Raw genomic sequence first — 22,031 nt, 5'->3', positions numbered from 1 at the left:
GCAGGAGCCCAGAGCCACGGGCGACTCGCTCAAATGCCCTGTGCTCCTGCCTTCGCAGGAGCACAGGAACCTAGCTCAGCGTGTGCGCCAGGCTGACTTCGGCGTTCATCAGCTTCGACACGGGGCAGTTCTTCTTCGCCTCATCGGCCAGCTGCGCGAACTGGTCGGGGTCGATGCCCGGCACGCTGGCTTCGAGCGTCAGGTCGGAGCGGGTGATGGCGAAACCGCCATCCTTCTGCTCCAGCTTCACTGCGGCTTTGGTTTCCAGCGTCCCCTCGCTGAAGCCCGCGCGCGAGAGCAAAGCTCAGTGCCATGGTGAAGCAACCGGCATGGGCGGCGGCGATCAGCTCCTCGGGGTTGGTCCCCGGCTCCTCTTCGAACCGCGTATTGAAGCCATAGAACTGGTCGGTCAGCACCCCTGACTGGGTGGTGATCGCGCCCTTTCCTTCCTTGCCGAAGCCGGAATAGCGGGCGGTGGCGGTGCGCGTGGTCATCGGCATGTCTCCTGCGGTGGATCGGGATCGGGATATGGGATGTCCCGACGCGGGTGTGAACCGCCTGTGCAACGATATCGTGACGCCCACGTTCCCGCATTCTTCCCACCGGGCGACCTGCGATGTAGAGAAGCCGCCAACGCAATGACCAACCCTACAATCTTCTCCCGGCCTTTTTTCGAACAGAAGACCCGCGCCTTCTGGATGCTCCAGGGTGCGGGCTGGGGCGGCTATCTGTTGCTGCGTGCCGTGTCCAACTTCTCGAACCGCACCTTCAGCTTCGAGGATCTGATCCGCGTCACGATCGGATCGATCGTCGGGTACTGCCTGACGCTGCTGCTTTCGGCACTCTTCGGCTATTTCCGTACCCTGCCACGGATCACGGGCATCCTGGCGTCGATCGCGACGCTCGCCGCAGCGACGCTCATTTATGCGGTGCTGAACGCTTTCACCGTCTCGGTGATGCGCGGCGATCCGGGGATCGAATTGCCGCTGATTCTGGGCAGCCTGTTCCTCAACTTTACCGTGCTGGCGGGGTGGTCGGCGTTGTATTTCGGGATCAACTTCTACCTGATCGTCGAGGATCAGGGCGACCGGATGCAGATGCTGGAGAGTCAGGCCAGTTCGGCGCAGCTGGCGATGCTGCGCTATCAGCTCAACCCGCATTTCCTGTTCAACACGCTCAACTCGATCTCGACCCTGGTGCTGCTCAAGCAGACCGATCGGGCGAATGCGATGCTCGCCCGCCTGGCCAATTTCCTGCGCTACACGCTCGCCAACGAACCGACCGCGCATGTCACGCTGGCGCAGGAGGTGGAGACGCTGAAACTCTATCTCGAGATCGAGAAGATGCGGTTCGACGCGCGGTTGAAGCCCGAGTTCGACATCGACCCGCGCACCGCCAAGGCACGACTGCCCTCGCTGTTGCTGCAACCGCTGGTCGAGAACGCGATCAAATATGCCGTCACGCCGCAGGAAGAAGGGGCCGAAATCCGCGTCGCCGCTCGACTGAACGGCGAACGGGTGCAGATCACCGTATCCGACACCGGGCCGGGATTGATCGAGGGCAAGAACCGGCCAAGCCTTTCAACCGGGGTTGGGCTCACCAATATCCGTGAACGACTGGTGCAGGCATTCGGCGCAGAGCATCGCTTTTCGACGCATTCGGACCCCGGAGGCGGTTTCCGCGTTGAGATCGAGATTCCGTTCCAGTTTGAGGAGCAAGCCAAGGAGGCAGCCTGATCGGAACCGGACCGTAACTATTGATTTCGAAGGATAAAAGGCAGGGGATTGTGGGACGCCGGACCGGGGGCATCGGAACGGCGTCAATGAGAGTAGAGAGAGATATGACGATCCGCACCATCCTGGTCGATGACGAACCTCTGGCCATTCAGGGCCTCGAACTGCGCCTTGCCGCGCATGAGGATGTCGAGATCATCGACAAATGCCAGAACGGCCGCGAAGCGATTCGCTCGATCAAGACGCACAAGCCCGATCTGGTCTTCCTGGATATCCAGATGCCCGGATTCGACGGGTTTTCGGTGGTTCAGGGGCTGATGGAGGTCGAGCCGCCGCTGTTCGTCTTCGTCACCGCCTTTTCGGACCATGCGATCCGCGCGTTCGAGGCGAATGCGATGGACTATCTGATGAAGCCGGTCGACGAAGGCCGCCTGGCCGACACGCTGGAGCGGGTGCGCCAGCGCCTGACCGAAAAGCGCGGCGTGGAGGAGGTCGAGAAGCTCAAGGAAGTGCTCGCCGAGGTCGCGCCGGAAGCCGCCGAGGAACTTGCCGCCAGCGACGGCGACGTGTCGTCGAGCCGCTACGAAAAGCTCATCAACATCAAGGATCGCGGCCAGATCTTCCGCGTCGATGTCGACACGATCGAGGTGGTCGAGGCCGCCGGCGATTACATGTGCATCAAGACCGCGGACAACACGCTCGTCCTGCGCGAGACGATGAAGGACCTGGAAAAGCGGCTCGACCCGCGCCGGTTCCAGCGCGTCCACCGCTCGACCATCGTCAACCTCGATCAGGTCAAGCAGGTCAAGCCGCACACCAACGGCGAATGCTTCCTGGTGCTCGATTCCGGGTCGCAGGTGAAGGTGAGCCGCAGCTATCGCGACGTGGTCGCGCGGTTCGTCCACTGACGCACTGATCGCAAGAATCGGGATTGTTCCTCTTTCGTTCCGACCCTATCAGGGCCGGAACGAAGGAGGATGTCCATGAGCCGATTCGCTGAATTCGCCGCGCTGCACGTGCCGGGCACGCCGCTGGTGCTGGTCAATGTGTGGGATGCCGGGTCGGCCAGGGCGGTCGCGGCGGCGGGGGCGACGGCGATTGCGACCGGGAGCGCGTCGGTCGCTGCGGCGAACGGCTTTTCGGATGCGGAGGCGCTGCCGCTCGACCTGGCGCTGGCCAATGCGCGGCGGATCGTGGGAGCGGTCGACCTGCCGGTATCGATCGATTTCGAAGGCGGATATGCGGTCGATCCCGACGCAGTGGCGTCGAACGTCGCGCTGCTCGCCGCAACGGGCGCAGTCGGCTGCAATTTCGAGGATCAGGTGATCGGCGGGTCGGGGATGCACGCGCCCGAGGTCCAGGCGGCACGCATTGCGGCGATCCGCGCGGCGGTCGGGCCGGAGTTTTTCATCAACGCGCGCACCGACATCTTCCTGCAGGCGGCGGCAGGCACGCATGACGCGGCGAAGGTCGATGCGGCGATCGCCCGCGCCCATGCCTATGCGGCGGCGGGGGCGAGCGGGTTCTTCGTGCCGGGGCTGGCCGATCTCGACCTGTTGGCGCGCGTCTGCCGCGAATCGCCGCTGCCAGTGAACTTCATGACATTTCCGGGAGCGCCGGATGCGGCGGCGGTGGCCGCGGCGGGCGTCGCGCGGATCAGTCATGGGCCGTTCCCGTTCCGCGCGGCGATGCGCGCGGTGGAGGAGGCGGCGCGGGGGTTGCTGGGATAGCCCTTAAAGCCCCCTCCCCTTCAGGGGAGGGGTTGGGGGTGGGGCCTATCCTCTTGGCGCGTCGGTCTCGGTGAGACTTAAACGCCCCACCCCAACCCCTCCCCTGAAGGGGAGGGGCTTATGCAGGTCAGGCTTCGGCTTCGCCCTCACCCGGTGCCGGGCTCTCGAACCACGCCTCGACCGGGCCGGACAGCTTGATGGTCAGCGGGTTGCCCTTGCGGTCCATGGTCTTGCCGACCTGCACGCGGATCCAGTTTTCCGAGATGCAATATTCCTCGACATCGCGGCGTTCATTGCCCTTGAAGCGGATGCCGATGCCGCGCTGAAGCGTGGCCTGATCGAAATAGGGGCTCTTCGGGTTGACCGAGAGCCGGTCGGGAGGAGTGTCGCTCATGGCGCGCCCTCTAACCAAAAGCGGCGCGGGAATAAACCCGCGCCGCCCGTTGTTCTCGATAGTCCGCGCTTAGCGGCAGTAGCGCACCTTCACCCGGCGACCGAGATACGGGTCATAGACCCGGCGCACCGAACAACCGCGCCAGCCGCGGCGCTCATAGTCGCGATAGTAATAGCTCTCACGCGGGTAGTAACCGCGCTGACGGTAATAGCCGTCATAGCGATCATAGCGGCGATCATAATAGCGGTCGCGGCTGGAACCCGCGATGGCCGCACCGATCACGACGCCAGCGATGCCGGCAACAACGGCTGCGCCGGTGTTGTCACGGTCGCGGTGACGATAGCGCTGGGCTTCTGCCGGCGCCGCCACGGTGAGGGCGGTGGCGCCGAGCGTCAGGCCGAGCACTGCCTTGGTCAGGGTGTTCTTCATGACTGTCCTCCTCGTGCATTCTGCACTTGATTGACGCCAAAACGCATGAGCGGGCGCCATGGATGCACAATGCGCCCGCCCGCCTGAACTACTGCGGAATTGGATGTTCACTTGCGGTTTAGATGAGGGAGGGCGATGGGAGCCGCAAAAGGAGATAGCGTGATGGCCCTGTGGCTGATGAAATCCGAACCCGATGTGTTCAGCTGGGACGATCTGGTGCGCGATGGCAGCACCGAATGGGACGGCGTGCGCAACCACACCGCCGCAGGCAATCTGCGCGCGATGAAGCTGGGCGACCGGGCCTTTTTCTATCACAGCAATATCGGGCTGGAGATCGTGGGGGTCATGGAGGTGAGCCGCGAGGCCAAGCCCGATGGCGAGGGCAAGCATTGGGTGTCGGTCCAGATGAAGCCGGTCGAGCCGTTGCCGCAGCCGGTAACGCTCAAGCAGGTCAAGGCCGAGCCCCGCCTGGCCGGGATGGAGCTGGTCAAATATTCGCGGCTGTCGGTCGGCAAGGTCAGCCCCGAGGAATGGGATGTGGTGCTGGAGATGGCGAAGCGGTGACGCGGCAAGAGCGGAACCCCTCCCCCGCCCCTCCGTTGATCGCGGGTGCGGCGCATCTGGACAGTGACAGTTGAACTTCGATTCCCCCCGCCGCTATGGGCAAACGGGTGAGCGTAGTTGACCTTCCCCCGGCATCGGGCCGTTTCGACGGGATCGAGCATCTGTTTCCGGTACGTGTCTATTTTGAGGACACCGACCTGTCGGGAGTAGTGTATCACGCGAATTACCTGCGGTTCATGGAGCGCGCGCGATCCGATATGCTCCGCTGTGCCGGGATCGATCAGCGGGCGGCGCATGAGGCGGGCGAAGGCGTCTATGTCGTGCGTAATATCGCCATCCGCTATGTCGCGCCGGCGCGGCTCGACGATGCGCTGGTGGTCGTCAGCCGGGTGATGCGCGTGCGGGCGGCAGCGGTGGATATTCAGCAACGAGTCATGCGGCACGGGGAATTGCTGACCCAGGCGGATGTGGAAGCGGCGTTCGTGACCCCGACGGGGCGCGCGCGGCGGCAACCGCCAGAGTGGGTCGAAGCGTTCGTGCCGCTTGTTTGGAAGGGAAACTGAGCGTCACATGGATTGGTTCGTAAACCTCAACGCCGACGCGATGTCGCCGCTCGGCCTCTTTTACCAGGCCGATTGGGTGGTGAAGGGCGTGATGATCGGCCTTCTCCTCGCCAGCATCTGGACCTGGGGCATCATTTTTTCGCTGCGCGGACGAATCGCGCGAGCGCGCAAGTCCGCCGACCGCTTCGAGGGCGATTACCGCAAGAGCGACGATATCGACGCCTTTTACAAACTGCATGGTGACGAGGACCATCCCTCGGCGCGCGTGTTTGCCGCAGGGGTGACCGAATGGCGCCGTTCGACCGGCGGGCGCGCGCTCGACAAGGACGGCACGCGCGAGCGGCTGGCGACGACGATGGGCGCAGCGGTCGCGCTGGAGATCGACAAGCTGTCCGACCGGCTCAACATTCTCGCTACCGTGGGATCGGTTGCGCCGTTCGTCGGCCTGTTCGGCACCGTCTGGGGCATCATGCGCAGCTTCACCGCAATCGCGACCGAGCAGAACACCTCGCTCGCGGTCGTCGCGCCTGGTATTGCCGAGGCGCTGTTTGCGACCGCGATCGGCCTGTTCGCGGCGATCCCCGCAGTGATCGCCTATAATCGCTTCGGCCACGGCATCGACCGGGTCGAGGCGCGGTTGAATCGCTTCGCCGACGGATTCCACGCAACGCTCAGCCGCCAGCTCGACAGTGCGCCTGCGGGCGGCAAGCCGGTGCTCTGATGGGTGCCAACCTCCCCTCCTCCCGCGGCAAGGGGCGGCGCGCGCCGATGGCGGACATTAACGTCACGCCGCTGGTCGACGTGATGCTGGTGCTGCTGATCATCTTCATGGTCACCGCGCCGCTGCTGACCGCGGGGGTGCAGGTGAATTTGCCGGAAAGCCGCGCCAAACCGCTCGACCAGGATCAGAAGCCGGTCCAGATTTCGATCGACGAGCGCGGCGCGATCTTCCTCGACAATAGCGAGGTGGCGGAGGACCAACTGCCGAACCTGCTGTCCGAGATCGCCAGCGCGCGCGCCGAGGACACGCCCCAGGTGTTCCTGCGCGCCGACACCCGCCTCGATTACGGCAAGGTCATGCGCGTCATGGGCGAACTCAACCGCGCGGGGCTGAACAAGGTGTCGCTCGTCACCACGGGTGAGGGCAAGGACTGATGGCAGTAGCTATCGACCGGAGGGAAGGCGCAGCGATCGGGGTGGCCGTGATCGGCCATGTCGCGCTGTTCGGCCTGCTCTCGGTCGGTTTCCTCGCCACGCCCAATCCGCTGAAGCTCGAATCGACCCCGATCGAGGTCTCGCTGACCGACGAGGCGGGGCTGGTCAGCGAAGCGCCAGTGATCGAGAAGGAAGCCCCCGCCGAGCGGCTGGCCGAAGTCCCCGGCCCGCCCGAGCTCGACTCGCCCCCGCCGGTGCCGGTGACGCAGCCCGAACCGGTGACGAAGCCCGACCCGACCCCGCCCAAGGCCGCGCCCGCCCCCGCGCCCAGGCCCCAGCCCAAGGCGGAGGCGAAAAAGTCGAACCCCGCCCCCGGCGAAGGCGCTGCCCAAGACCGAACGAAGTGCGGTGAAGCCGACCGGTCGCCTGACCGGCATCACCGACGGACTGACCGACCAGCAAAGCAAGGGCAAGGCGACCACACCCCAGGCCGCGCAGATGGGGCCCGAGGTCCGCTCCTCGATCTTCGGGCTGATCCGTCGGCAGGTGAAGCCGCACTGGCGCGCGCCGACCGGTGCCGACGTCAACCTGCTCGCGACGATTGTCGAGGTGCGGTTGAACCGCGACGGATCGCTCGCCGGGCCGCCGCGTGTCGTCGAACAGACCGGCAAGACCGCCAGCAACCGGCCCCAGCAGGAGTTGCACGAGGAGCGCGCGCTCGCCGCGATCCGGCTCGCCGCGCCCTTTGAAGGGTTGCCCGAGGAATATTATGACGGATGGAAAGCCTTCCGACTGTCCTTCGACAGGAGACTGTAGATGAAGTTGCGCACCTCTCTCGCCGCAAGCGCGGCGCTCGCCTTGGCTGTGCCTGCGCTTGCACAGGAACAGCCCGCGCCCGCACCGCCCACCGGTGAGAGCCAGGAACTGCCGACGATCGACGTCACCGACGAGAGCGCGCAGGATTTGACGATCATCGTCCCGCCAATGCCGACGCAGCAGGTCGTCAACACGCCGGCGGGCAGCACCGATGCGCTCGGCCGCCAGATCGCGCAGATCGTCACCGACAATCTGCGCAATACGGGGCTGTTCAAGCCGCTTGGCCCCACCGGCGTCCGCGCGGTGCCGGTGAGCGAGGTGAGCGCGCCCGATTTCGGATACTGGCGCGGCGCGACAGCGCAGGCACTGGTTCAGGGCTTTGTGCGCGCCAATGGCGACGGCAATCTGACCGTTGGCTGTTATCTCTATGACGTGGCGCTCGGCACCGAACTGGCGCGGGAGGGGTTTATCGTGCGCCCGGCGGACTGGCGTCGCGCGGCGCATAAATGTTCGGACACGATCTACACCCGCCTGACCGGCGAGGGGCCGTATTTCGACAGCCGGGTGATCTACGTGTCCGAAACCGGGCCGAAGAACCGTCGCATCAAGCGGCTGGCGATCATGGATCAGGACGGCGCGAACCACCGTTTCCTGACCAATGGCCAGTCGATCGTGCTGACCCCGCGCTTCTCGCCCGACGAGCGGCGCATCGCCTATATGAGCTACCAGAACGACAAGCCGTCGCTCTATGTCTATGATCTGGCCAATGGCACGCAGCGGTTGCTGGTGACCAATGTCAGCCTGGCCTTCGCGCCGCGCTTCTCGCCCGACGGGCGCTGGATCCTGTTCACCATGTCGGTCGCGGGCAATGCCGATATCTATCGGATCGCGGCGAGTGGCGGGACCCCGCAGCGGCTGACCACCGCGCCGGGCATCGACACCGGCGGCAGCTACTCGCCCGATGGGTCCAAGATCGTGTTCGAGAGCGACCGTTCGGGTAGCCAGCAGCTGTATGTGATGAACGCCGACGGATCGAACCAGCAGCGGATCAGCTTTGGTGGCGGGCGCTATGCCACGCCGGCGTGGAGCCCGCGCGGCGACCTGATCGCGTTCACCCGCATCGGCGGCGGATTCCGCATCGGGGTAATGAGCCCGTCGGGCGGCGGCGAGAAGCTGCTCACCGATGCCTGGGGCGACGAGGGGCCGAGCTGGTCGCCCAATGGCCGCGTGCTGCTGTTCTCGCGCGGGGCGCAGGGGCCGTCGGGCAAGTCCGACATCTGGTCGGTGGACCTGACCGGCAGCACGTCGCGCCGGATTCCGACCCAATTGGACGGTTCAGATCCCGCATGGGGACCGCTACGCCCATGATGCGGGGTTGACGCGGAGGGGAACACACCCGCACCCTGCCCGTTACGCAGGGGTATCGATATTCGAAACAGCCAAGGGAGAATAGACCAATGGCCAAGTTCAAGACCGCCCTGATCATCGCAACCATGGCCGTCGCGGTCGCCGGCTGCCAGAAGAAGCGCCCCGAAACGCTGCCCCCGGCCCCGGCGGTGAAGTCGATTCAGGCTCGACCGGCGGCGGTGGCAGCGGCGGCTATGCCCAACCCGGCACGGCGGAACATTTCCGGCAGAACGTGGTCAGCGACACGATCAATTTCGGTTTCGATCAGTACGACATCGACGCGCGCGCACGGCAGATCCTGGACAGCCAGGCGCAGTGGCTGACGCAGTATCCGAACACGCGGATCACGCTGGAGGGCCATGCCGACGAGCGCGGCACGCGCGAATACAACCTCGCGCTCGGCGACCGCCGCGCCAATGCTGCGAAGAACTATCTCGCCGCGCGCGGCGTCTCACCCGCGCGGATCACGACGATCAGCTATGGCAAGGAACGCCCGATCGCGCTGGGTTCGGACGAAGCCAGCTGGGCGCAGAACCGCCGTGCGGTGACGATCGTCATCAACTGATCGGCCGTCCCGACCGGAACGAGGGGGCGCGACTGCGGTCGCGCCCCTTTTGTTTGTGCGGGCAATTCCGACGATCCTCCCTATATCTGACCGCAGCATGACCCCCGCTCTGCCCTCCAGCCCCGTCACGGCCCGAGCCTCGCGTCGCTTGTGGCTTTGGCTTGCCGGGCTGTTGCTGGCGATCAACGCCGCCGCCGCGCTGCCCGGGGCACCGCGTATCGACCCCGCCGAGCTGCGCTCTGCCGCACTCAGCGCGCCGACGCCGGCCCATGCCCAGTTCCGCGACCCTGCCGCCGCGATCGAGGCGGCGGCACAGCGCGCGCTAAAGGGGCCAGATCACCGCGATGGGGATCCGCCGATCCCCGCGCAGTCCGCCGCGCGTACCCCGCTTCATGCGGCACCCTCTGTCCGGTTCGCCCCAGCGACGCCGGAAATAGCGCCCTTCGCCCGCCGGGGACGCCCCTATCAAGCACGCGCGCCGCCTTACTCAGCCTGAACCCCGACATCTGACGTATCACATGACCGCCCCCAGCGGCGGTCGGCGCGCGCCTGTGCGCGTGCGCCGCAACGGGAATTTCAGCATGAACGACACCAACGACACCCGCCTGCGCGATCGCATGGCGGTGCTTCTCGGCCGCTACCCCACACTCGACCCCGTCGAGCGCGACGAGTTGATCACTTTCATCAAGTCCGGCCCAGCGGTCGATCGCGGGATGCTCAAGGGCGACCCCGCCACCGCCGCCGCGATCCGCCGGGTCGAGGCGGATCACCCCGAGCATTTCCGGCTGGGCATCGGTCGACAGCTGGTGGTGGCCGCAGCGATTGCGCTGCCCTTCCTGGTGATCTGCTGGCTGGCCTGGGAGGTCGGTGCGCGGTGACCCCTTGCCCCCCGCCGCCCCGCGCGGCGGGGGGCGTCCGATTCCGCTTGCCAACCCCAAGATTCGATATAAATATGATATCATATTTTACAGGGAGGCAAATATGTCGGACTTCGATCTGCGCGCGCTTCGCTCCAGTGCGGAGCGGCCCGCCAGCACCGCCAGCGGCTATGTCATGCTGCTCGTCGCGTTGCTGTCGCTCATCGCCATTATCGCGTCGGCACCGCAGATCGGTGAGGTGCAATGGGCACCCTTCATCACGGTCGCGGGCGCGCTGATCCTCACCTTCGTGTCGTGCGGCTTCTACTTGCTTCAGCCCAATCAGGCGGCAGCGATCCTGTTGTTCGGCGACTATCAGGGCACCGACCGCACCACCGGGCTGCGCTGGGCATGGCCGTGGCTGAGCAAGAAGAAAATCTCGGTCCGCATCCACAACATCACCTCGGAGCGGCTGAAGGTGAACGACCTGCGCGGCAATCCGATCGAGATCGCGTCGAACGTGGTGTGGCGCGTCGCCGACACAGCGCAGGCGCTGTTCGACGTCGATGACTATCGGGAGTTCGTCCATATCCAGATCGAGAGTGCCGTCCGCGCGATCGGCTCGCGCTACCCCTATGACGATTTCACCCATGAGGAGGTGACGCTGCGCGGCAATGCCGAGCATGTCAGCGAGGAACTGCGCGTCGAGCTGCAGGAGCGTGTGCTGGCTGCGGGCGTGCACATCGACGAATGCCGCCTGACCCACCTCGCTTATGCGCAGGAGATCGCCCAGGCGATGCTGCGCCGGCAACAGGCCGAGGCGGTGGTCGCGGCGCGCAAGACACTGGTCGAGGGCGCGGTCGGCATGGTCGAGATGGCGCTGGAGCAGCTCAGCGACAAGAATGTCGTCGAGTTGGACGACGAGCGCCGCGCGGCGATGGTGTCCAACCTGATGGTCGTGCTCTGCTCCGAACGCGACACTCAGCCGGTGGTGAACGCCGGGTCGCTGTACCAGTAAGCGGATCGGGCCGATGGCCGACGCCCCATCCAAGAAAGCGTTCCCGCTCCGCCTCGATCCCGCGCTCTACGCCGCGATCGAGCGGAGCGCGGCAACCGACCTGCGCAGCGTCAACGCGCAAGTCGAATGCCTGCTGCGCGAGGCGCTGGGCCGGCGCGGCGTGAAACTGGCCGACCCGGTGCGTGCCAAGCGCGGAAGGCCACCGAAACAAGGAGACGAATGATGCTGATCGTGATGTTCGCCCGCCGCTCGCACCTGATCTGGCTGTTCGCCGCATCGCTGCTGATGCTCGTCATCGGCATCGCCGCGCTCTAACGAGGAAGTTCGCCAATGCGTTCGAATAGCTGCCCCAAATGTCAGGGTTCGATGGCCGAAGGCTATGTGCCGCATGAGCGCAGCAGCCTGCCGGGACTCGGCCGCTGGTACCGCGGCGCGCCAGTGGCGGGCTGGTTCGGGTTGAAGCTGCCCAAAACCTACGTCGATATCGCCACCTGGCGCTGCCAGCGCTGCGGCTTTCTGGAGCAGTACGCGAAGGGGTGAACTGCCCAATCCTCCCCCGCCAGGGGAGGATTATTCTTTACCGCTTTGCCTCCATCGGCGGCGGCGGGCCGAACGCCTCGTCAAGCAACCGGGCAAGGCGCAGGCCGCCGCGCTTGATCTGCGCCTGCATCATCGGGACCAGCTTTTCGATATCCGCATCGTCGAGCTTGCCGCGCGCGGGCAGGTCAGCGCGGCAGGGATCGCCGTCAAAGGCCGCCTCATAGGCCATGTGCGATGCCTGCCAATTTTCGCGGCTCCAGTCCTCGACGGTCCCGGCGCTTTCCTTCGCGCGCTCCTCGTCCGAATAGACCTGCACCACCGGCGGCGGCGTGGTGATCGCGCGCTCGGCGAGCCAGCCGTCCATGATGCTGTGCAGATTGAGTCGCTCGGGGGCGTAGATGCCGTAATCGGTGCGCGCGCGGTTGCCGCCCAGATCGCCCTTGTCGCCCGCGTGCAGCGGCTGGTGCAGGTCCCCGACAAAGTGCGTCAGGAAAGCGAGCGCCATCACCTTCTCGCGGACCGGCACGTCCTTGTCCTGCAACAGCTTCACGCCGCGCTCGATCTGCGCCGACACGCAGTTGCCGTCGGGGCAATTGCCCTTGAGCGTGAACGGCTTGCAGATGTTCACATTCTGATAGTGCCAGTTGTAGGCATAGCTGAACCGCACCCCGAGCGGCTTGATGCAATCGGCCCACACGCTCGCCTGCTCCAGCGTCCTTGCGGGGCAGGTCGGCGTTTCGAGCAGCCCCTGCTGGCGCAGCAACCGGTCGATCGCGGCGCGCGTCTGGGGCTTCACATTCTTGTAGGCAATCGTCGCGATCGTCTCGTGCCCGAACTCCCAATAGGCGAGCGCAGGGGTGGCGGAAAGGCTGGCGGCGAACGCGAACAGCGCGAGGATGCGGCGAATCATGCGACGGGCCTTACTGTTCGTCGCCGTAGATCGCGACGGTCTTCTTGCCCCCCGCCGACACCTTGCCGCGATACATGCCGGGCGTGTTGAAGCTCCAGGCCATTTCGCCGCTCGGCCCGGTGACGATGACCCCGCCGGTGCCGCCCAGACCCTTGGTATCGGCCATCACCGCATCGGCGGCGACCTTCAGGCTTTCGCCCTTGAAGCGGACGCGCGCGCAGATTTCATGCGCGACGCCCTCACGGATGAAGAACTCCCCCGCCCCGGTCGCCGAAACGGCACAGGCGCGGTTGTCGGCATAGGTGCCAGCCCCGATCAGCGGCGAATCGCCGACCCGGCCCCAGCGCTTGCCGGTGACACCGCCGGTCGAGGTCGCGGCAGCGACATCCCCGTTCGAATCCATCGCGACTGCGCCGACCGTGCCGTATTTCATGTCGACATCGAACCAGCTGGTCTTGCGCGCCTTCATCGTTTCGAGCTGCTGTCGGCGCTCGTCGGTCGCGAACCATTCGGGGCCGACCTGCTCCAGCCCCTTCTCGGCGCTGAACACGTCCGCACCCTTGCCGGCGAGCATGACGTGCGGGCTGTCTTCCATCACCCTGCGTGCCAGGCTGATCGGGTTCTTGGTGCGCGTGACGCCCGCTACCGCGCCCGCCTTGCGCGTCGCGCCCTCCATGATCGCGGCGTCGAGCTCGTTGGTGCCTTCATAGGTGAACACCGCGCCGCGCCCGGCGTTGAAGTGGGGATCGTCCTCCAGCACCTTCACCGCAGCCTCGACCGCATCGAGTGCCGTCCCGCCCGCAGCGAGCACCTTCGCCCCCGCTTCCAGCGCCGCATCCAGCCCCGTGCGTGCCGCCGCCTCACGCTCCGGCGTCATCCGCTCGCGCTCCAGCACGCCTGCCCCACCATGAATGACGAGCGTCCATTGGGGCTTGGTCTGGGCGTGTGCTGCGGCGGACATCATCAGGGCTCCGATCAGAAGGGCTAGGCGGTTCATGCGGCCTCCGGGCTGGCGGGACGGGTCGGTTCCGGCCGGTCCCGCCGGGCATAGCGCAGCCCGATCAGCGGCCTCAACCAGGGAAGTTCGCGCCCATAGCGGTAGAAGATCCAGCAGCCGAGCGCGGTCACCGGCACCAGCACCACGAACTCGACTGCGGCGGGCAGCGCCAGTTTGAGCAGCCAGTACATCGCCACGATGATCACCGTCTGGTGGATCAGGTAGAAGGGGAACACCGCTTCGGTCAGCATCGGCCGCCAGCGATGGTCGCGGTTGAGATACACCTCGGCAATGCCGATCAGCGCCGCGATCATCATCCACGCCTGGATATAGCGCGCCGCGAGCATGATCCGGCCCGGAAGCCAGGGGATTCGTGCGGGATAGGCGATGTCGATCGCCGCAGTGACGGCGTAACCGGCCAGCCCAATCGCCAGCGCCGGCTTCCACAGCCGCGCAATCCAGCGCATCACCGGCTCCGATCCGGCGAGCGCAAAGCCGAACAGAAAGGCGGGGAAATAGGCAAGGTGCGCGACGCCGTCGTTGATCACGTCATGACTGTCGCTCCAGCGCTGGAACACCACCACCTGAGTCATCAGCAGGTAAGCTGCGGGTAGCCACAAGACCCGCGTGCCCGCGAACAGCTTGTCGAACATCGTCTGCGCCGCCGCGCCGCCGGGCAGGCTGGCGACCAGCACCAGTCCCAGCGTGTAGAGATAGAGATAGCCGACGAACCAGAGATGGTTCCAGGTCGGCAGAATGATCGGCCCGAAATCGCCGAAATACCAGTAATGCCGGGTCCAGAAGGTCCAGAAGTCGTAGGGATAGGGCCACTGGGTGCGCAGCTCGACCCAGCTCTGCGGCGGCACGATCACCGCGACGCCGAACAGCAATGGCACCACCAGCCGCCAGCTGCGATTGGCGACGAACTGGCCCGGCCCGCGCGACTTGAGCCACAAGGCGCGGCTGGCATAGCCGGAAACGACGAACAACAGGGTAAGCCGCCAGGGGTTGGTGAACAGCATCGGCACCGTGACCCATGCAGCCGGGTCTGCGGTCTTCACATGGAACCCCCAGGGCACGAAGACCATGCCGATATGATAGAGGATCAGCAGGCCGAACGCCCCGATCCGCAACCAGTCCATGCCATAATGCCGTTCCACCCGCGCGCCATAGCGAGGGTGCAAGCGCTTGTCAGGCGGCTTGCGTCGAAATCTGCACGGGGGCTTCGTGCTGGCGCGGACCAAGGCCGATGAACGGTCGCAGCCAGCCGATCTCACGCCCCACCAGATATGTCAGCGTACAGGCCAGCGCGGTCCCACCGAGCAGGACCAGGAACTGCACTCCGGCCGACAGGCGCATTGGCAGCGTGTGCCACGCGATCAGCACGATCGCCGGCTGGTGAACGAGGTAGAAGGGGAATACCGCCTCCGCCGCCGTCCTGCGCCAGCGATGATCGCAATTCCAGAATCGGTCGGCGACCTGAATCAGAAATATCGTCATTGCCCAGCCCATCGCCACCTGTGCCGCGCGCGCCACCGCCATCACCCAGTGCGGCGGGACCGCGTTGCCCGGATAGCTGGTCTCGACCAGCACCACCGCCACACCGCTGATCGCGGCCAGCGCCAGCGCGCCGCGCCACACCCGGCGCAACACCGGCCACAGCATCGGCGATCCCGCAAGTACAAAGCCGAACAGGAAGATCGGGAAGTAATTCGCATGCCCGGCCCAGTCGCGCAGCAACCCCTGTTCGTCCGCGACGACGAACTGGAGTGCGAGTCGCGCCAGCACGAGCAGCGCCGCCGGCACCCAGACCAGCCGCCAGCCCTGCGCCATCCACGGCACGACATGGTCGGCCAGCAGGTCGTAGCCGCGCTGTCCGCGCCACAGGATCAGGGCGAGGACCAGCGTGTATGCCCAGAGATAGACGACGAACCACAGATGCTCCCAGCTCGGGAAGCTGCGCCCCCAATAGTCGCCGATGCGCCAATAGTCGCTGGTCCAGAAGCGCAGATAGCCGTGCGGATAGCCCGCCTCGACCACCCGCACCCACATCTCGACCGGGATCAACACCGCCATTCCGAACAGGAGCGGGATCAGCAGCCGCAAATTGCGCGCGCGCACGAACCCGCCCGGATCGCGCGATTTGGCGAACAGGTGCCAGGACGCGAACCCCGACACCGCGAACAACAGGGGCAGCCGCCACGGCGTCAGCAACGCCATCGGCGCGATCAGCGCTGGAAACTTGTAGTCGGTATGGATCACCCAGGGCCAGGGCGAGAAGACCATCGCGATATGATAGACGATCAGGAGCGCGAACGCGGCGATGCGCAGCCAGTCCAACCCGTAGTGCCGCCCGGTGCGCTCAAGGGACTCGTTCGCTTCGTTCACCCGCTGCGCTATAGGCGTGCGGGCCTCACCAATTGGTTAGCGGGAGCGTAAATGCGGCGAAGACTCACCTTGTTGCGGACCATTCCGATGGCCTGTGCGCTTGCCTCCGGTCCTGCTGCGGCGCAGCAGGCCGTGTTGCACCAGAATCAACCGCCCCCGGCCCGTTTCGACCCGGCCGCCGCCCCGCCCGCGCCGGATTATGCCGGACCGACCCATTGGGCCTCGCTCCCGTCGATCCGCGACGATGGGGACACGACGCCTCAAGGCGTGCCCGAGCCACCCCAGCTGCGCGCGCCTGCCGATGTCTTCTTCATCCACGCCGCCGTGCCGCTGCGTCGCCCCGTCTGGAACGCCGACACCAATGACGTCTGGTTCAACGGCGATGTCGGCCAAACGACGATCCGAAATCAGGCGAGCGCGTTCAACGGTTGCTGCGCGATCTATGCCCCGCGCTATCGCCAGGCGAACCCGGACGGGGAGTCCGGCGCGGCGCTGGCGATCGCCTATTCGGACGTGGCACGCGCTTTTGTAGAGTTTCGTCGCCGGGTCGGCGACCGCCCGTTCATCCTCGCCGGGCATGGACAGGGATCGCAGCTTGGGCAGATGCTGATCGAGCGCGCGATCGACGGCCAGCCGGTCGCGGCGCGGATGGTGGCCGCCTATCTGCCCGGCCATGCAATCCAGTTGGACTGGTTCAAGGCGCGACAGTCGGTTCGCGCGTGCACCGCAGCGACGGATACCGGATGCATCGCCAGCTGGTCGATCTGGCTTGAGGGGAGAAAGGTGCCGCGCACGCGCGCGGCGATAGCGTGCATCAATCCGATCAACTGGTCGACCGACATGCCGTCAGTCTATCGCCAGCATCGCGGCGCGTGGTTCCGCGATGGGCTCGAACGACCGGAGCCGCTGCGCGGCCCCGACACATGGCTGATCGATGCGACCTGCGGCGCGGACGGACGGCTTGTCATCGCGACCCCGGGCAGCCCCTACACGCGGTTCATGCGTCCCGACGGCAGCTACCACGCGCTCGATTACCAGTTGGTCTGGATGGACGTCCGCCACAATGCGGTTCAGCGCGTCGCCGCCTTTCTCGGCGCAGGGCGATAGGCTATAGGCGCGGCAAAGACCGAAGGAACCCCAATGTCCGTGCGTCCATGGCGCGATATCGTGCGCCGTCAAAGCCGTCAGATCATGGTCGGCAACGTCCCCGTCGGCGGCGATGCCCCCGTTACCGTCCAGACGATGACCAACACACCGACGTCGGACCCGGTCGCGACGATCGACCAGATCCGACGCTGCGAGGATGCCGGCGCGGACATCATCCGCGTGTCCTGCCCCCGATGTCGAAAGCACCGCCGCGCTCAGGCAGATTGTCCGCGCCGCGCGCGTGCCGATCGTCGCCGACATCCATTTCCACTACAAGCGCGCGCTCGAAGCCGCTGATGCCGGTGCCGCCTGCCTGCGCATCAACCCGGGCAACATCGGGTCGGCTGAGCGGGTGAACGAAGTCGTCAACGCCGCCAAGGCCAATGGCTGTGCGATCCGCATCGGCGTCAATGCCGGGTCGCTCGAAAAGGACCTGCTCGAAAAGTACGGCGAGCCGTGTCCCGAGGCTTTGGTCGAAAGCGCGCTCGACCATATCAAGCTGCTCCAGGACCGCGATTTTCACGAGTTCAAGGTCGCGGTGAAGGCGAGCGACCTGTTCCTCGCCGCCGCCGCGTACCAGCAGCTCGCCGAAGCGGTCGACTGCCCGCTGCATCTGGGCATCACCGAGGCGGGCGGGTTCGTCGGGGGCACGGTCAAGAGCGCGATCGGGATGGGATCTTTGCTATGGTACGGCATCGGCGACACGATCCGCGTATCACTGTCCGCCGAGCCCGAGGAGGAAGTCCGTGTGGGCTTCGAGATCCTGAAGGCGCTCGGCATCCGCAATCGCGGCGTCCGCGTCGTCAGCTGCCCCAGCTGCGCGCGCCAGGGCTTCGACGTGATCCGCACCGTCCAGGCGCTGGAGGAACGCCTCCAGCACATCCGCACCCCGCTGTCGCTCAGCGTGCTTGGCTGTGTCGTCAACGGCCCCGGCGAAGCGCGCGAGACCGATATCAGCCTGACCGGCGGCGGCAACGGCAAGCATATGGTCTATCTGTCCGGCGTCACCGACCACACGGTGGAAGACGCCGACATGCTGGAGCATATCGTAAAGCTGGTCGAGGCCAAGGCGGCGGAGATCGAGGCGGCGAACGAGGCCGCAGCGGTGGCGGCGGCGTGAAGCCTGCTCGCGTCAAGCTCGCCCATTAGCGAAGCGCGGTGCGGTCGCGCCGGACGGGTCCCGACTAGCGCAACTCCGCAACCCATGCCGCGAACGCCGCCATCGCCGGCGTCTCGCGTTTCGACTGGAGCCGGGTGAGCCAGTAGCGGCCCAGCGATATCTGTGTCGCAAAGGGCTGGACCAGCCGCTCCGCCGCAAGGTCGGCGGCGAACATCGCGGGCGGGGCGAGCGCGACGCCATGCCCCGCCAGCGCTGCCGCAACCATCACCGCCGAACTGTCGAACACCGCCCCCCCAGCCGCGGGCACGCCATCCCCGCCGCATCGAACCAGCGCGGCCATTCGTCGGCGCGGTAGGAGCGCAACAGCACCTCACGTACAAGATCGCCCGGCACCGCCAGCCGCGCGGCGATCAGGGGTGTGCAGAGCGGCGACAGCGGCGCGTCGATCAGCGGCACGGCATGTGTCCCGTGCCACGCGCCGTCGCCGAAGCGGATCGCGCAATCCAGCCCCTCCCCTGACAGGTCGACGCGGTTGTTGTTGCCCATCAGCCGCAGTTCGATCTCCGGATGCGTCCGGTCGAAATCATCGAGGCGCGGCAACAGCCAGCCACTGAGAAAGGTGCCCACGACGCCGACCGTCAGCACTTCGCGCATCCGCCCGCCCGCATAACGATCGAGCGTCGCGCCGATCCGGTCGAATGCCTCGCCCACGACCGGCACGAGCGCCAACCCCTCATCGGTGAGCGCGAGCCCGCGCGGCAACCGGCGGAACAGGCTGACTCCCAAGCCGCCGTTCGAGCGCCGCGACCTGATGACTCACCGCGCCCTGGCTGACGCAGAGTTCGACCGCCGCGCGGGTGAAGCTCAGATGCCGCGCGGCGGCCTCGAACGCACGCAGGGCATTGAGCGGGAGCTGGGGGCGGTCCATCCCGATCGCATGAGCTTAATTCATGGCAAAGTCTAGAAACGATGCTTTGTGTCGATCGCACCATGCTGACACCGTCAAGCGACCGTAGATCGCAGAGGAAAGTCGATGAGGAAAATTGCGTTCATACCGATCGCCGTTGCAACGCTCTCTGGCGCCGCCCCGGCCGCGCAGACCGACGCGGGAGACCCGATGCTGCGACCGATCGCGCCCGACTATGCACAACGCTGGATCGAACCGCACATCGCACCGCAGCGGCTGCATGGGCGCAGCTATTATGTCGGGTTCCGCGGGCTCGCCGTGGTGCTGGTCGATACCGGTGCCGGGTTGCTGCTGTTCGACGGCGGCGTCCCGCAATCGGTGCGCACGCTTCAGGCGAACATCCGGTCGCTCGGCTTCGACCCCAAGCGAATCCGCTACATCTTCAGCACCGAGCCGCATTGGGACCATGCCGGCGGCATCGCGGCACTAGCGCGCGACAGCCGGGCGATGGTCATCGCCGGCACGGCGGCCGCGCCGGCATTGCGCGCGGGGCAGGTCGGCTCCGACGATCCGCAGGCGGACATTCACGCGCCGTTTCCGCCAGTTGCCCGCGTGCGCGGGGTCGGCGATGGCGCGACGATCCGCCTCGGCTCCGTCACCGTCACCGCGCACGCGACCGCCGGGCATACGACAGGCAGCAGCAGCTGGTCCTGGCGCTCGTGCGAAGGCAAAAGCTGCGTCAACATCGTGTTCGCTGCCAGCATCAATCCGGTCAGCGACGACGATTACCGTTTCGCCGATCATCCGGAGCGGGTCACCATGCTGCGCCGGGGTGCCGCCAGGCTGGCCGCGCTCCGCTGTGACATCGCGATCCCGACGCATCCCGACACCAATGCCACGCTGGAGCACCTCGCCATGCTGACGCGGCGGCGTGTGCCCAACCCGCTGATCGAGCCAGGCGCGTGCCGCACGCTCGCCGCGACCTATGGCAAACGGCTCGACGCGCGGCTCGCGAAGGAGAAGGCGACGTCGCGATAGGTTGACCGCGCGGCGCGCGCCCGCCAATCGCCCCCCATGCGCCCCGCCTCCCCCTCATCGCCTTTGCCGTCGCCTCGCTCGGCATCGCGATTTTCTCGTCGATGGATGCCGTGATGAAGGGGCTGGTGCTGGCGCTCGGCGCGTACAATGCGCTGACCTGGCGGACGATGGCGGGGATCGTCGCGAGCGGAGTGCCCTATGCGCTGTCGCGACCCAAGCGGCCGAGTCGGGAGGCGATGCGGTTGCACCTGGTCCGCGCCGCCGTGTCCGCCGTGATGGCCTTTCTGTTCTTCTGGGGCCTCGGCCGAGTGCCGATGGCGCAGGCGATCGCGCTGTCGTTCATCGCGCCGATCATCGCGCTGTTCCTTGCCGCATGGCTGCTCAGGGAGCGGATTACGCGCGTCACGATCATCGCCACCGCGCTGGCCTTTGCCGGCGTCCTCCTCATCCTGTGGGGACAGGCGCAGGCTGAGCTGGGGCATGATGCGTTCCTTGGCGCCATCGCGATCCTCGTTTCGGCGGTCTGCTATGCCTGGAACATCATCCTGATGCGGCAACAGTCGCTGGTCGCGGGGCCGATGGAGGTGTCCTTCTACCAGTCGCTGTTCATCTCGCTCGCCTTCCTGCTCGCCGCGCCGTGGCTGCTCGAACTACCCGCGATCGATCATGTCCCCGCGCTCGCGCTTGCCGCGATCCTCGCCACCGCGTCGTTGTTCCTGCTCAGCTGGGCCTATGCCCGCGCCGAGGCCAATTATCTTGCGCCGACCGAATATACCGGCTTTCTGTGGGCGACCTTGTGGGGATGGGTCGTGTTCGGCGAGAGCGTTTCCTTCTTCACCGTGGCCGGCGCTGCGTTGATCGTCGGCGGCTGCATCATCGCGGCGCGGCGGCGCGACCATGCCCCGGTCGCCGATACGGAGGCACAGATTTGATCACGATTCGTCAGGCGGAGGTGCAGGATTTCGCCCTGGTCGCGGGGTTCATCCGCAAGCTCGCGGAGTATGAGAAGCTGGCGCACGAGGTCCGCTTCGACGACGCGACGCTGCGCCGCCACCTGTTCGGCCTTCGCCCGGCTGCGGAGGTGCTGATCGGCGAAGTGGATGGCACGCCAGCGGGGTTTGCGCTGTTCTTTCAGACCTTCTCGACCTTCGAGGGGAAGCCGGGCATCTGGCTGGAGGATCTGTTCGTCGAGCCGCATGCGCGCGGCGTGGGCCTCGGTCGGGCATTGCTGTCGCGCCTTGCCGCCCTGGTCATCGAGCGCGGCGGCGCGCGGCTGGAGTGGAACGTCCTCGACTGGAACGAGCTGGGCAAGGGCTTCTACCGGACCATCGGCGCGGCGCATGTCGATGGCTGGGAACGCTGGCGGATGCAGGACGATGCGCTGGAGGCGCTGGCCAGTGGCGTTTGACGCGGGGTTGGTCGATTGGGCGAAGGAGGCGCTGGAGCCGCTCGGCACCATCACGCACCGCCCGATGATGGGCGCGGCGACGCTCTATTGCGACGGTCTGGTGTTCGCGGTGGTCGACGAGGAAGCGATCTACTTCAAGAACGACAAGGTCAGCGCGCCCGTCTGGGACGAAGCAGGCTGCCCGCCCTTCACCTTCACCGGCAAGGACGGCGAGACGATGTCGATGAACTACCGCCGCGCGCCGGACGATGTCTATGACGACGCCGATTCGATGCAGCGCTGGGCGGAGCTGGCACTGGAGGCCAGCCGCCGCGCTCCGGTGAAGAAGAAGCGCGGCTGACGCGCG

Annotated in this window: 26 protein-coding genes and 4 pseudogenes; 21 read left to right on the top strand and 9 right to left on the bottom strand. The window is 66.3% G+C overall.

Going from position 1 to position 22,031, the window contains the following annotated elements; genetic code table 11:
* Positions 1 to 70: 70 nt before the first annotated feature.
* Positions 71 to 494 (bottom strand): annotated as a pseudogene (locus LRS12_RS12810) (OsmC family protein).
* 144 nt (positions 495 to 638) lie between these two features.
* Between LRS12_RS12810 and LRS12_RS12805 the strand changes: the two are divergent.
* From LRS12_RS12805 to LRS12_RS12795, 3 genes are all read left to right on the top strand, one after another.
* The gene (locus LRS12_RS12805; protein WP_257844869.1) at positions 639 to 1,736 is read left to right on the top strand and encodes a sensor histidine kinase; all 1,098 of its coding nucleotides are present in this window, start codon (positions 639 to 641) and stop codon (positions 1,734 to 1,736) included.
* A gap of 104 nt (positions 1,737 to 1,840) precedes the next feature.
* Positions 1,841 to 2,641: a LytTR family DNA-binding domain-containing protein gene (locus LRS12_RS12800; RefSeq protein ID WP_257844868.1), complete on the top strand. Its 801-nt coding sequence runs from the start codon at positions 1,841 to 1,843 to the stop codon at positions 2,639 to 2,641.
* Positions 2,642 to 2,716: 75 nt separating this feature from the next.
* On the top strand, positions 2,717 to 3,463 hold the full coding sequence (locus LRS12_RS12795; protein WP_257844867.1) for an isocitrate lyase/phosphoenolpyruvate mutase family protein: 747 nt from the start codon (positions 2,717 to 2,719) through the stop codon (positions 3,461 to 3,463).
* Positions 3,464 to 3,590: 127 nt separating this feature from the next.
* Here the strand turns inward: LRS12_RS12795 and LRS12_RS12790 are convergent, their stop codons facing one another.
* Together LRS12_RS12790 and LRS12_RS12785 are read right to left on the bottom strand one after the other, a co-directional pair.
* Positions 3,591 to 3,857, bottom strand: a complete 267-nt coding sequence (locus tag LRS12_RS12790; RefSeq protein ID WP_257844866.1) for a DUF3297 family protein — start codon at positions 3,855 to 3,857, stop codon at positions 3,591 to 3,593.
* Between the two features lie 69 nt (positions 3,858 to 3,926).
* Positions 3,927 to 4,286: a hypothetical protein gene (locus tag LRS12_RS12785; RefSeq protein WP_257844865.1), complete on the bottom strand. Its 360-nt coding sequence runs from the start codon at positions 4,284 to 4,286 to the stop codon at positions 3,927 to 3,929.
* A gap of 162 nt (positions 4,287 to 4,448) precedes the next feature.
* Here LRS12_RS12785 and LRS12_RS12780 point away from each other — a divergent pair, with 162 nt between their 5' ends.
* From LRS12_RS12780 to tolR, 4 genes are all read left to right on the top strand, one after another.
* Positions 4,449 to 4,850, top strand: a complete 402-nt coding sequence (locus LRS12_RS12780) for an EVE domain-containing protein (RefSeq protein ID WP_257844864.1) — start codon at positions 4,449 to 4,451, stop codon at positions 4,848 to 4,850.
* A gap of 107 nt (positions 4,851 to 4,957) precedes the next feature.
* Positions 4,958 to 5,413 carry a tol-pal system-associated acyl-CoA thioesterase gene (gene ybgC, locus LRS12_RS12775; protein ID WP_308223019.1) on the top strand — a complete coding sequence of 152 codons (456 nt, stop codon included), beginning with the start codon at positions 4,958 to 4,960 and terminating at the stop codon, positions 5,411 to 5,413.
* A 7-nt stretch (positions 5,414 to 5,420) separates the two neighbouring features.
* Positions 5,421 to 6,134 carry a protein TolQ gene (gene tolQ / locus LRS12_RS12770; protein ID WP_257844863.1) on the top strand — a complete coding sequence of 238 codons (714 nt, stop codon included), beginning with the start codon at positions 5,421 to 5,423 and terminating at the stop codon, positions 6,132 to 6,134.
* Entirely contained in the window at positions 6,134 to 6,568 is a 435-nt protein-coding gene (tolR, locus tag LRS12_RS12765; RefSeq protein ID WP_257844862.1) for a protein TolR, read from the top strand. Before tolQ ends, tolR begins: the two co-directional genes overlap by 1 nt.
* Here the strand turns inward: tolR and LRS12_RS12760 are convergent.
* Positions 6,543 to 6,911, bottom strand: a complete 369-nt coding sequence (locus LRS12_RS12760) for a hypothetical protein (protein WP_257844861.1) — start codon at positions 6,909 to 6,911, stop codon at positions 6,543 to 6,545. The two genes, tolR and LRS12_RS12760, sit on opposite strands and share 26 nt — an antisense overlap.
* Before the next feature lie 65 nt (positions 6,912 to 6,976).
* Here LRS12_RS12760 and LRS12_RS12755 point away from each other — a divergent pair, with 65 nt between their 5' ends.
* From LRS12_RS12755 to LRS12_RS12720, 8 genes and pseudogenes are all read left to right on the top strand, one after another.
* Positions 6,977 to 7,384, top strand: coding sequence for a TonB C-terminal domain-containing protein (locus tag LRS12_RS12755; RefSeq protein WP_257844860.1), 408 nt, complete (start codon positions 6,977 to 6,979; stop codon positions 7,382 to 7,384).
* Positions 7,385 to 8,752 (top strand): Tol-Pal system beta propeller repeat protein TolB, encoded by a 1,368-nt coding sequence (gene tolB, locus LRS12_RS12750; RefSeq protein WP_257844859.1) that lies wholly within the window; start codon positions 7,385 to 7,387, stop codon positions 8,750 to 8,752.
* A gap of 89 nt (positions 8,753 to 8,841) precedes the next feature.
* A pseudogene (pal, locus tag LRS12_RS12745) lies at positions 8,842 to 9,356 on the top strand (peptidoglycan-associated lipoprotein Pal).
* A 172-nt stretch (positions 9,357 to 9,528) separates the two neighbouring features.
* The gene (locus tag LRS12_RS12740) at positions 9,529 to 9,852 is read left to right on the top strand and encodes a hypothetical protein (RefSeq protein ID WP_257844858.1); all 324 of its coding nucleotides are present in this window, start codon (positions 9,529 to 9,531) and stop codon (positions 9,850 to 9,852) included.
* 85 nt (positions 9,853 to 9,937) lie between these two features.
* Positions 9,938 to 10,234, top strand: coding sequence for a hypothetical protein (locus LRS12_RS12735; RefSeq protein ID WP_257844857.1), 297 nt, complete (start codon positions 9,938 to 9,940; stop codon positions 10,232 to 10,234).
* A 103-nt stretch (positions 10,235 to 10,337) separates the two neighbouring features.
* Entirely contained in the window at positions 10,338 to 11,231 is an 894-nt protein-coding gene (locus LRS12_RS12730) for an SPFH domain-containing protein (protein WP_257844856.1), read from the top strand.
* A 4-nt stretch (positions 11,232 to 11,235) separates the two neighbouring features.
* Positions 11,236 to 11,454, top strand: a complete 219-nt coding sequence (locus LRS12_RS12725) for a toxin-antitoxin system HicB family antitoxin (protein WP_257845506.1) — start codon at positions 11,236 to 11,238, stop codon at positions 11,452 to 11,454.
* Positions 11,455 to 11,597: 143 nt separating this feature from the next.
* Entirely contained in the window at positions 11,598 to 11,771 is a 174-nt protein-coding gene (locus LRS12_RS12720) for a hypothetical protein (RefSeq protein WP_374580949.1), read from the top strand.
* A 37-nt stretch (positions 11,772 to 11,808) separates the two neighbouring features.
* Here the strand turns inward: LRS12_RS12720 and LRS12_RS12715 are convergent, their stop codons facing one another.
* Genes LRS12_RS12715 through LRS12_RS12700 form a run of 4 tightly spaced genes read right to left on the bottom strand, consistent with a single transcriptional unit; the run spans position 11,809 to position 16,066 of the window.
* A complete protein-coding gene (locus LRS12_RS12715) occupies positions 11,809 to 12,681 on the bottom strand; it encodes a S1/P1 nuclease (protein WP_257844854.1) in 873 nt (290 codons plus the stop codon).
* A gap of 10 nt (positions 12,682 to 12,691) precedes the next feature.
* Positions 12,692 to 13,678: an isoaspartyl peptidase/L-asparaginase family protein gene (locus tag LRS12_RS12710; protein WP_374580946.1), complete on the bottom strand. Its 987-nt coding sequence runs from the start codon at positions 13,676 to 13,678 to the stop codon at positions 12,692 to 12,694.
* A complete protein-coding gene (locus tag LRS12_RS12705) occupies positions 13,675 to 14,862 on the bottom strand; it encodes an acyltransferase family protein (RefSeq protein ID WP_308223017.1) in 1,188 nt (395 codons plus the stop codon). Before LRS12_RS12705 ends, LRS12_RS12710 begins: the two co-directional genes overlap by 4 nt.
* A gap of 7 nt (positions 14,863 to 14,869) precedes the next feature.
* Positions 14,870 to 16,066: an acyltransferase family protein gene (locus LRS12_RS12700; RefSeq protein ID WP_257844853.1), complete on the bottom strand. Its 1,197-nt coding sequence runs from the start codon at positions 16,064 to 16,066 to the stop codon at positions 14,870 to 14,872.
* An 87-nt stretch (positions 16,067 to 16,153) separates the two neighbouring features.
* Between LRS12_RS12700 and LRS12_RS12695 the strand changes: the two genes are divergently transcribed.
* Together LRS12_RS12695 and ispG are read left to right on the top strand one after the other, a co-directional pair.
* Complete coding sequence (locus LRS12_RS12695; protein ID WP_257844852.1) at positions 16,154 to 17,173, top strand: DUF3089 domain-containing protein; 1,020 nt, start codon at positions 16,154 to 16,156, stop codon at positions 17,171 to 17,173.
* Between the two features lie 33 nt (positions 17,174 to 17,206).
* Positions 17,207 to 18,332, top strand: a pseudogene (gene ispG, locus LRS12_RS12690) (flavodoxin-dependent (E)-4-hydroxy-3-methylbut-2-enyl-diphosphate synthase).
* A 64-nt stretch (positions 18,333 to 18,396) separates the two neighbouring features.
* Here ispG and LRS12_RS12685 read toward each other — a convergent pair.
* Positions 18,397 to 19,260 (bottom strand): annotated as a pseudogene (locus LRS12_RS12685) (LysR substrate-binding domain-containing protein).
* A gap of 189 nt (positions 19,261 to 19,449) precedes the next feature.
* Between LRS12_RS12685 and bla the strand changes: the two are divergent.
* The 4 genes from bla to LRS12_RS12665 are packed head-to-tail and all read left to right on the top strand — an operon-like array spanning position 19,450 to position 22,025.
* Positions 19,450 to 20,277, top strand: coding sequence for a subclass B3 metallo-beta-lactamase (gene bla / locus LRS12_RS12680; protein ID WP_257844851.1), 828 nt, complete (start codon positions 19,450 to 19,452; stop codon positions 20,275 to 20,277).
* Between the two features lie 26 nt (positions 20,278 to 20,303).
* Positions 20,304 to 21,209: a DMT family transporter gene (locus LRS12_RS12675; RefSeq protein ID WP_257845503.1), complete on the top strand. Its 906-nt coding sequence runs from the start codon at positions 20,304 to 20,306 to the stop codon at positions 21,207 to 21,209.
* Entirely contained in the window at positions 21,206 to 21,685 is a 480-nt protein-coding gene (locus LRS12_RS12670; RefSeq protein ID WP_257844850.1) for a GNAT family N-acetyltransferase, read from the top strand. Before LRS12_RS12675 ends, LRS12_RS12670 begins: the two co-directional genes overlap by 4 nt.
* A complete protein-coding gene (locus tag LRS12_RS12665) occupies positions 21,675 to 22,025 on the top strand; it encodes a TfoX/Sxy family protein (RefSeq protein ID WP_257844849.1) in 351 nt (116 codons plus the stop codon). The genes LRS12_RS12670 and LRS12_RS12665 overlap by 11 nt, the downstream gene beginning before the upstream one ends.
* Positions 22,026 to 22,031 lie beyond the last annotated feature (6 nt).

The sequence above is a fragment of the Sphingomonas sp. J344 genome (assembly GCF_024700005.1).
Classification (GTDB): domain Bacteria; phylum Pseudomonadota; class Alphaproteobacteria; order Sphingomonadales; family Sphingomonadaceae; genus Sphingomonas.
The sequence above is the reverse complement of the archived record's forward strand: the minus strand, read 5'-3'. Positions and strand labels throughout refer to the sequence as shown.

Coding starts and splice junctions, on each gene's coding strand:
- LRS12_RS12805 (WP_257844869.1), top strand. CDS start 639: ATGACCAACCCTACAATCTTCTCCCGGCCTTTTTTCGAACAGAAGACC.
- LRS12_RS12800 (WP_257844868.1), top strand. CDS start 1,841: ATGACGATCCGCACCATCCTGGTCGATGACGAACCTCTGGCCATTCAG.
- LRS12_RS12795 (WP_257844867.1), top strand. CDS start 2,717: ATGAGCCGATTCGCTGAATTCGCCGCGCTGCACGTGCCGGGCACGCCG.
- LRS12_RS12790 (WP_257844866.1), bottom strand. CDS start 3,857: ATGAGCGACACTCCTCCCGACCGGCTCTCGGTCAACCCGAAGAGCCCC.
- LRS12_RS12785 (WP_257844865.1), bottom strand. CDS start 4,286: ATGAAGAACACCCTGACCAAGGCAGTGCTCGGCCTGACGCTCGGCGCC.
- LRS12_RS12780 (WP_257844864.1), top strand. CDS start 4,449: ATGGCCCTGTGGCTGATGAAATCCGAACCCGATGTGTTCAGCTGGGAC.
- tolQ (WP_257844863.1), top strand. CDS start 5,421: ATGGATTGGTTCGTAAACCTCAACGCCGACGCGATGTCGCCGCTCGGC.
- tolR (WP_257844862.1), top strand. CDS start 6,134: ATGGGTGCCAACCTCCCCTCCTCCCGCGGCAAGGGGCGGCGCGCGCCG.
- tolB (WP_257844859.1), top strand. CDS start 7,385: ATGAAGTTGCGCACCTCTCTCGCCGCAAGCGCGGCGCTCGCCTTGGCT.
- LRS12_RS12735 (WP_257844857.1), top strand. CDS start 9,938: ATGAACGACACCAACGACACCCGCCTGCGCGATCGCATGGCGGTGCTT.
- LRS12_RS12730 (WP_257844856.1), top strand. CDS start 10,338: ATGTCGGACTTCGATCTGCGCGCGCTTCGCTCCAGTGCGGAGCGGCCC.
- LRS12_RS12720 (WP_374580949.1), top strand. CDS start 11,598: ATGGCCGAAGGCTATGTGCCGCATGAGCGCAGCAGCCTGCCGGGACTC.
- LRS12_RS12715 (WP_257844854.1), bottom strand. CDS start 12,681: ATGATTCGCCGCATCCTCGCGCTGTTCGCGTTCGCCGCCAGCCTTTCC.
- LRS12_RS12710 (WP_374580946.1), bottom strand. CDS start 13,678: ATGAACCGCCTAGCCCTTCTGATCGGAGCCCTGATGATGTCCGCCGCA.
- LRS12_RS12695 (WP_257844852.1), top strand. CDS start 16,154: ATGGCCTGTGCGCTTGCCTCCGGTCCTGCTGCGGCGCAGCAGGCCGTG.
- bla (WP_257844851.1), top strand. CDS start 19,450: ATGCTGCGACCGATCGCGCCCGACTATGCACAACGCTGGATCGAACCG.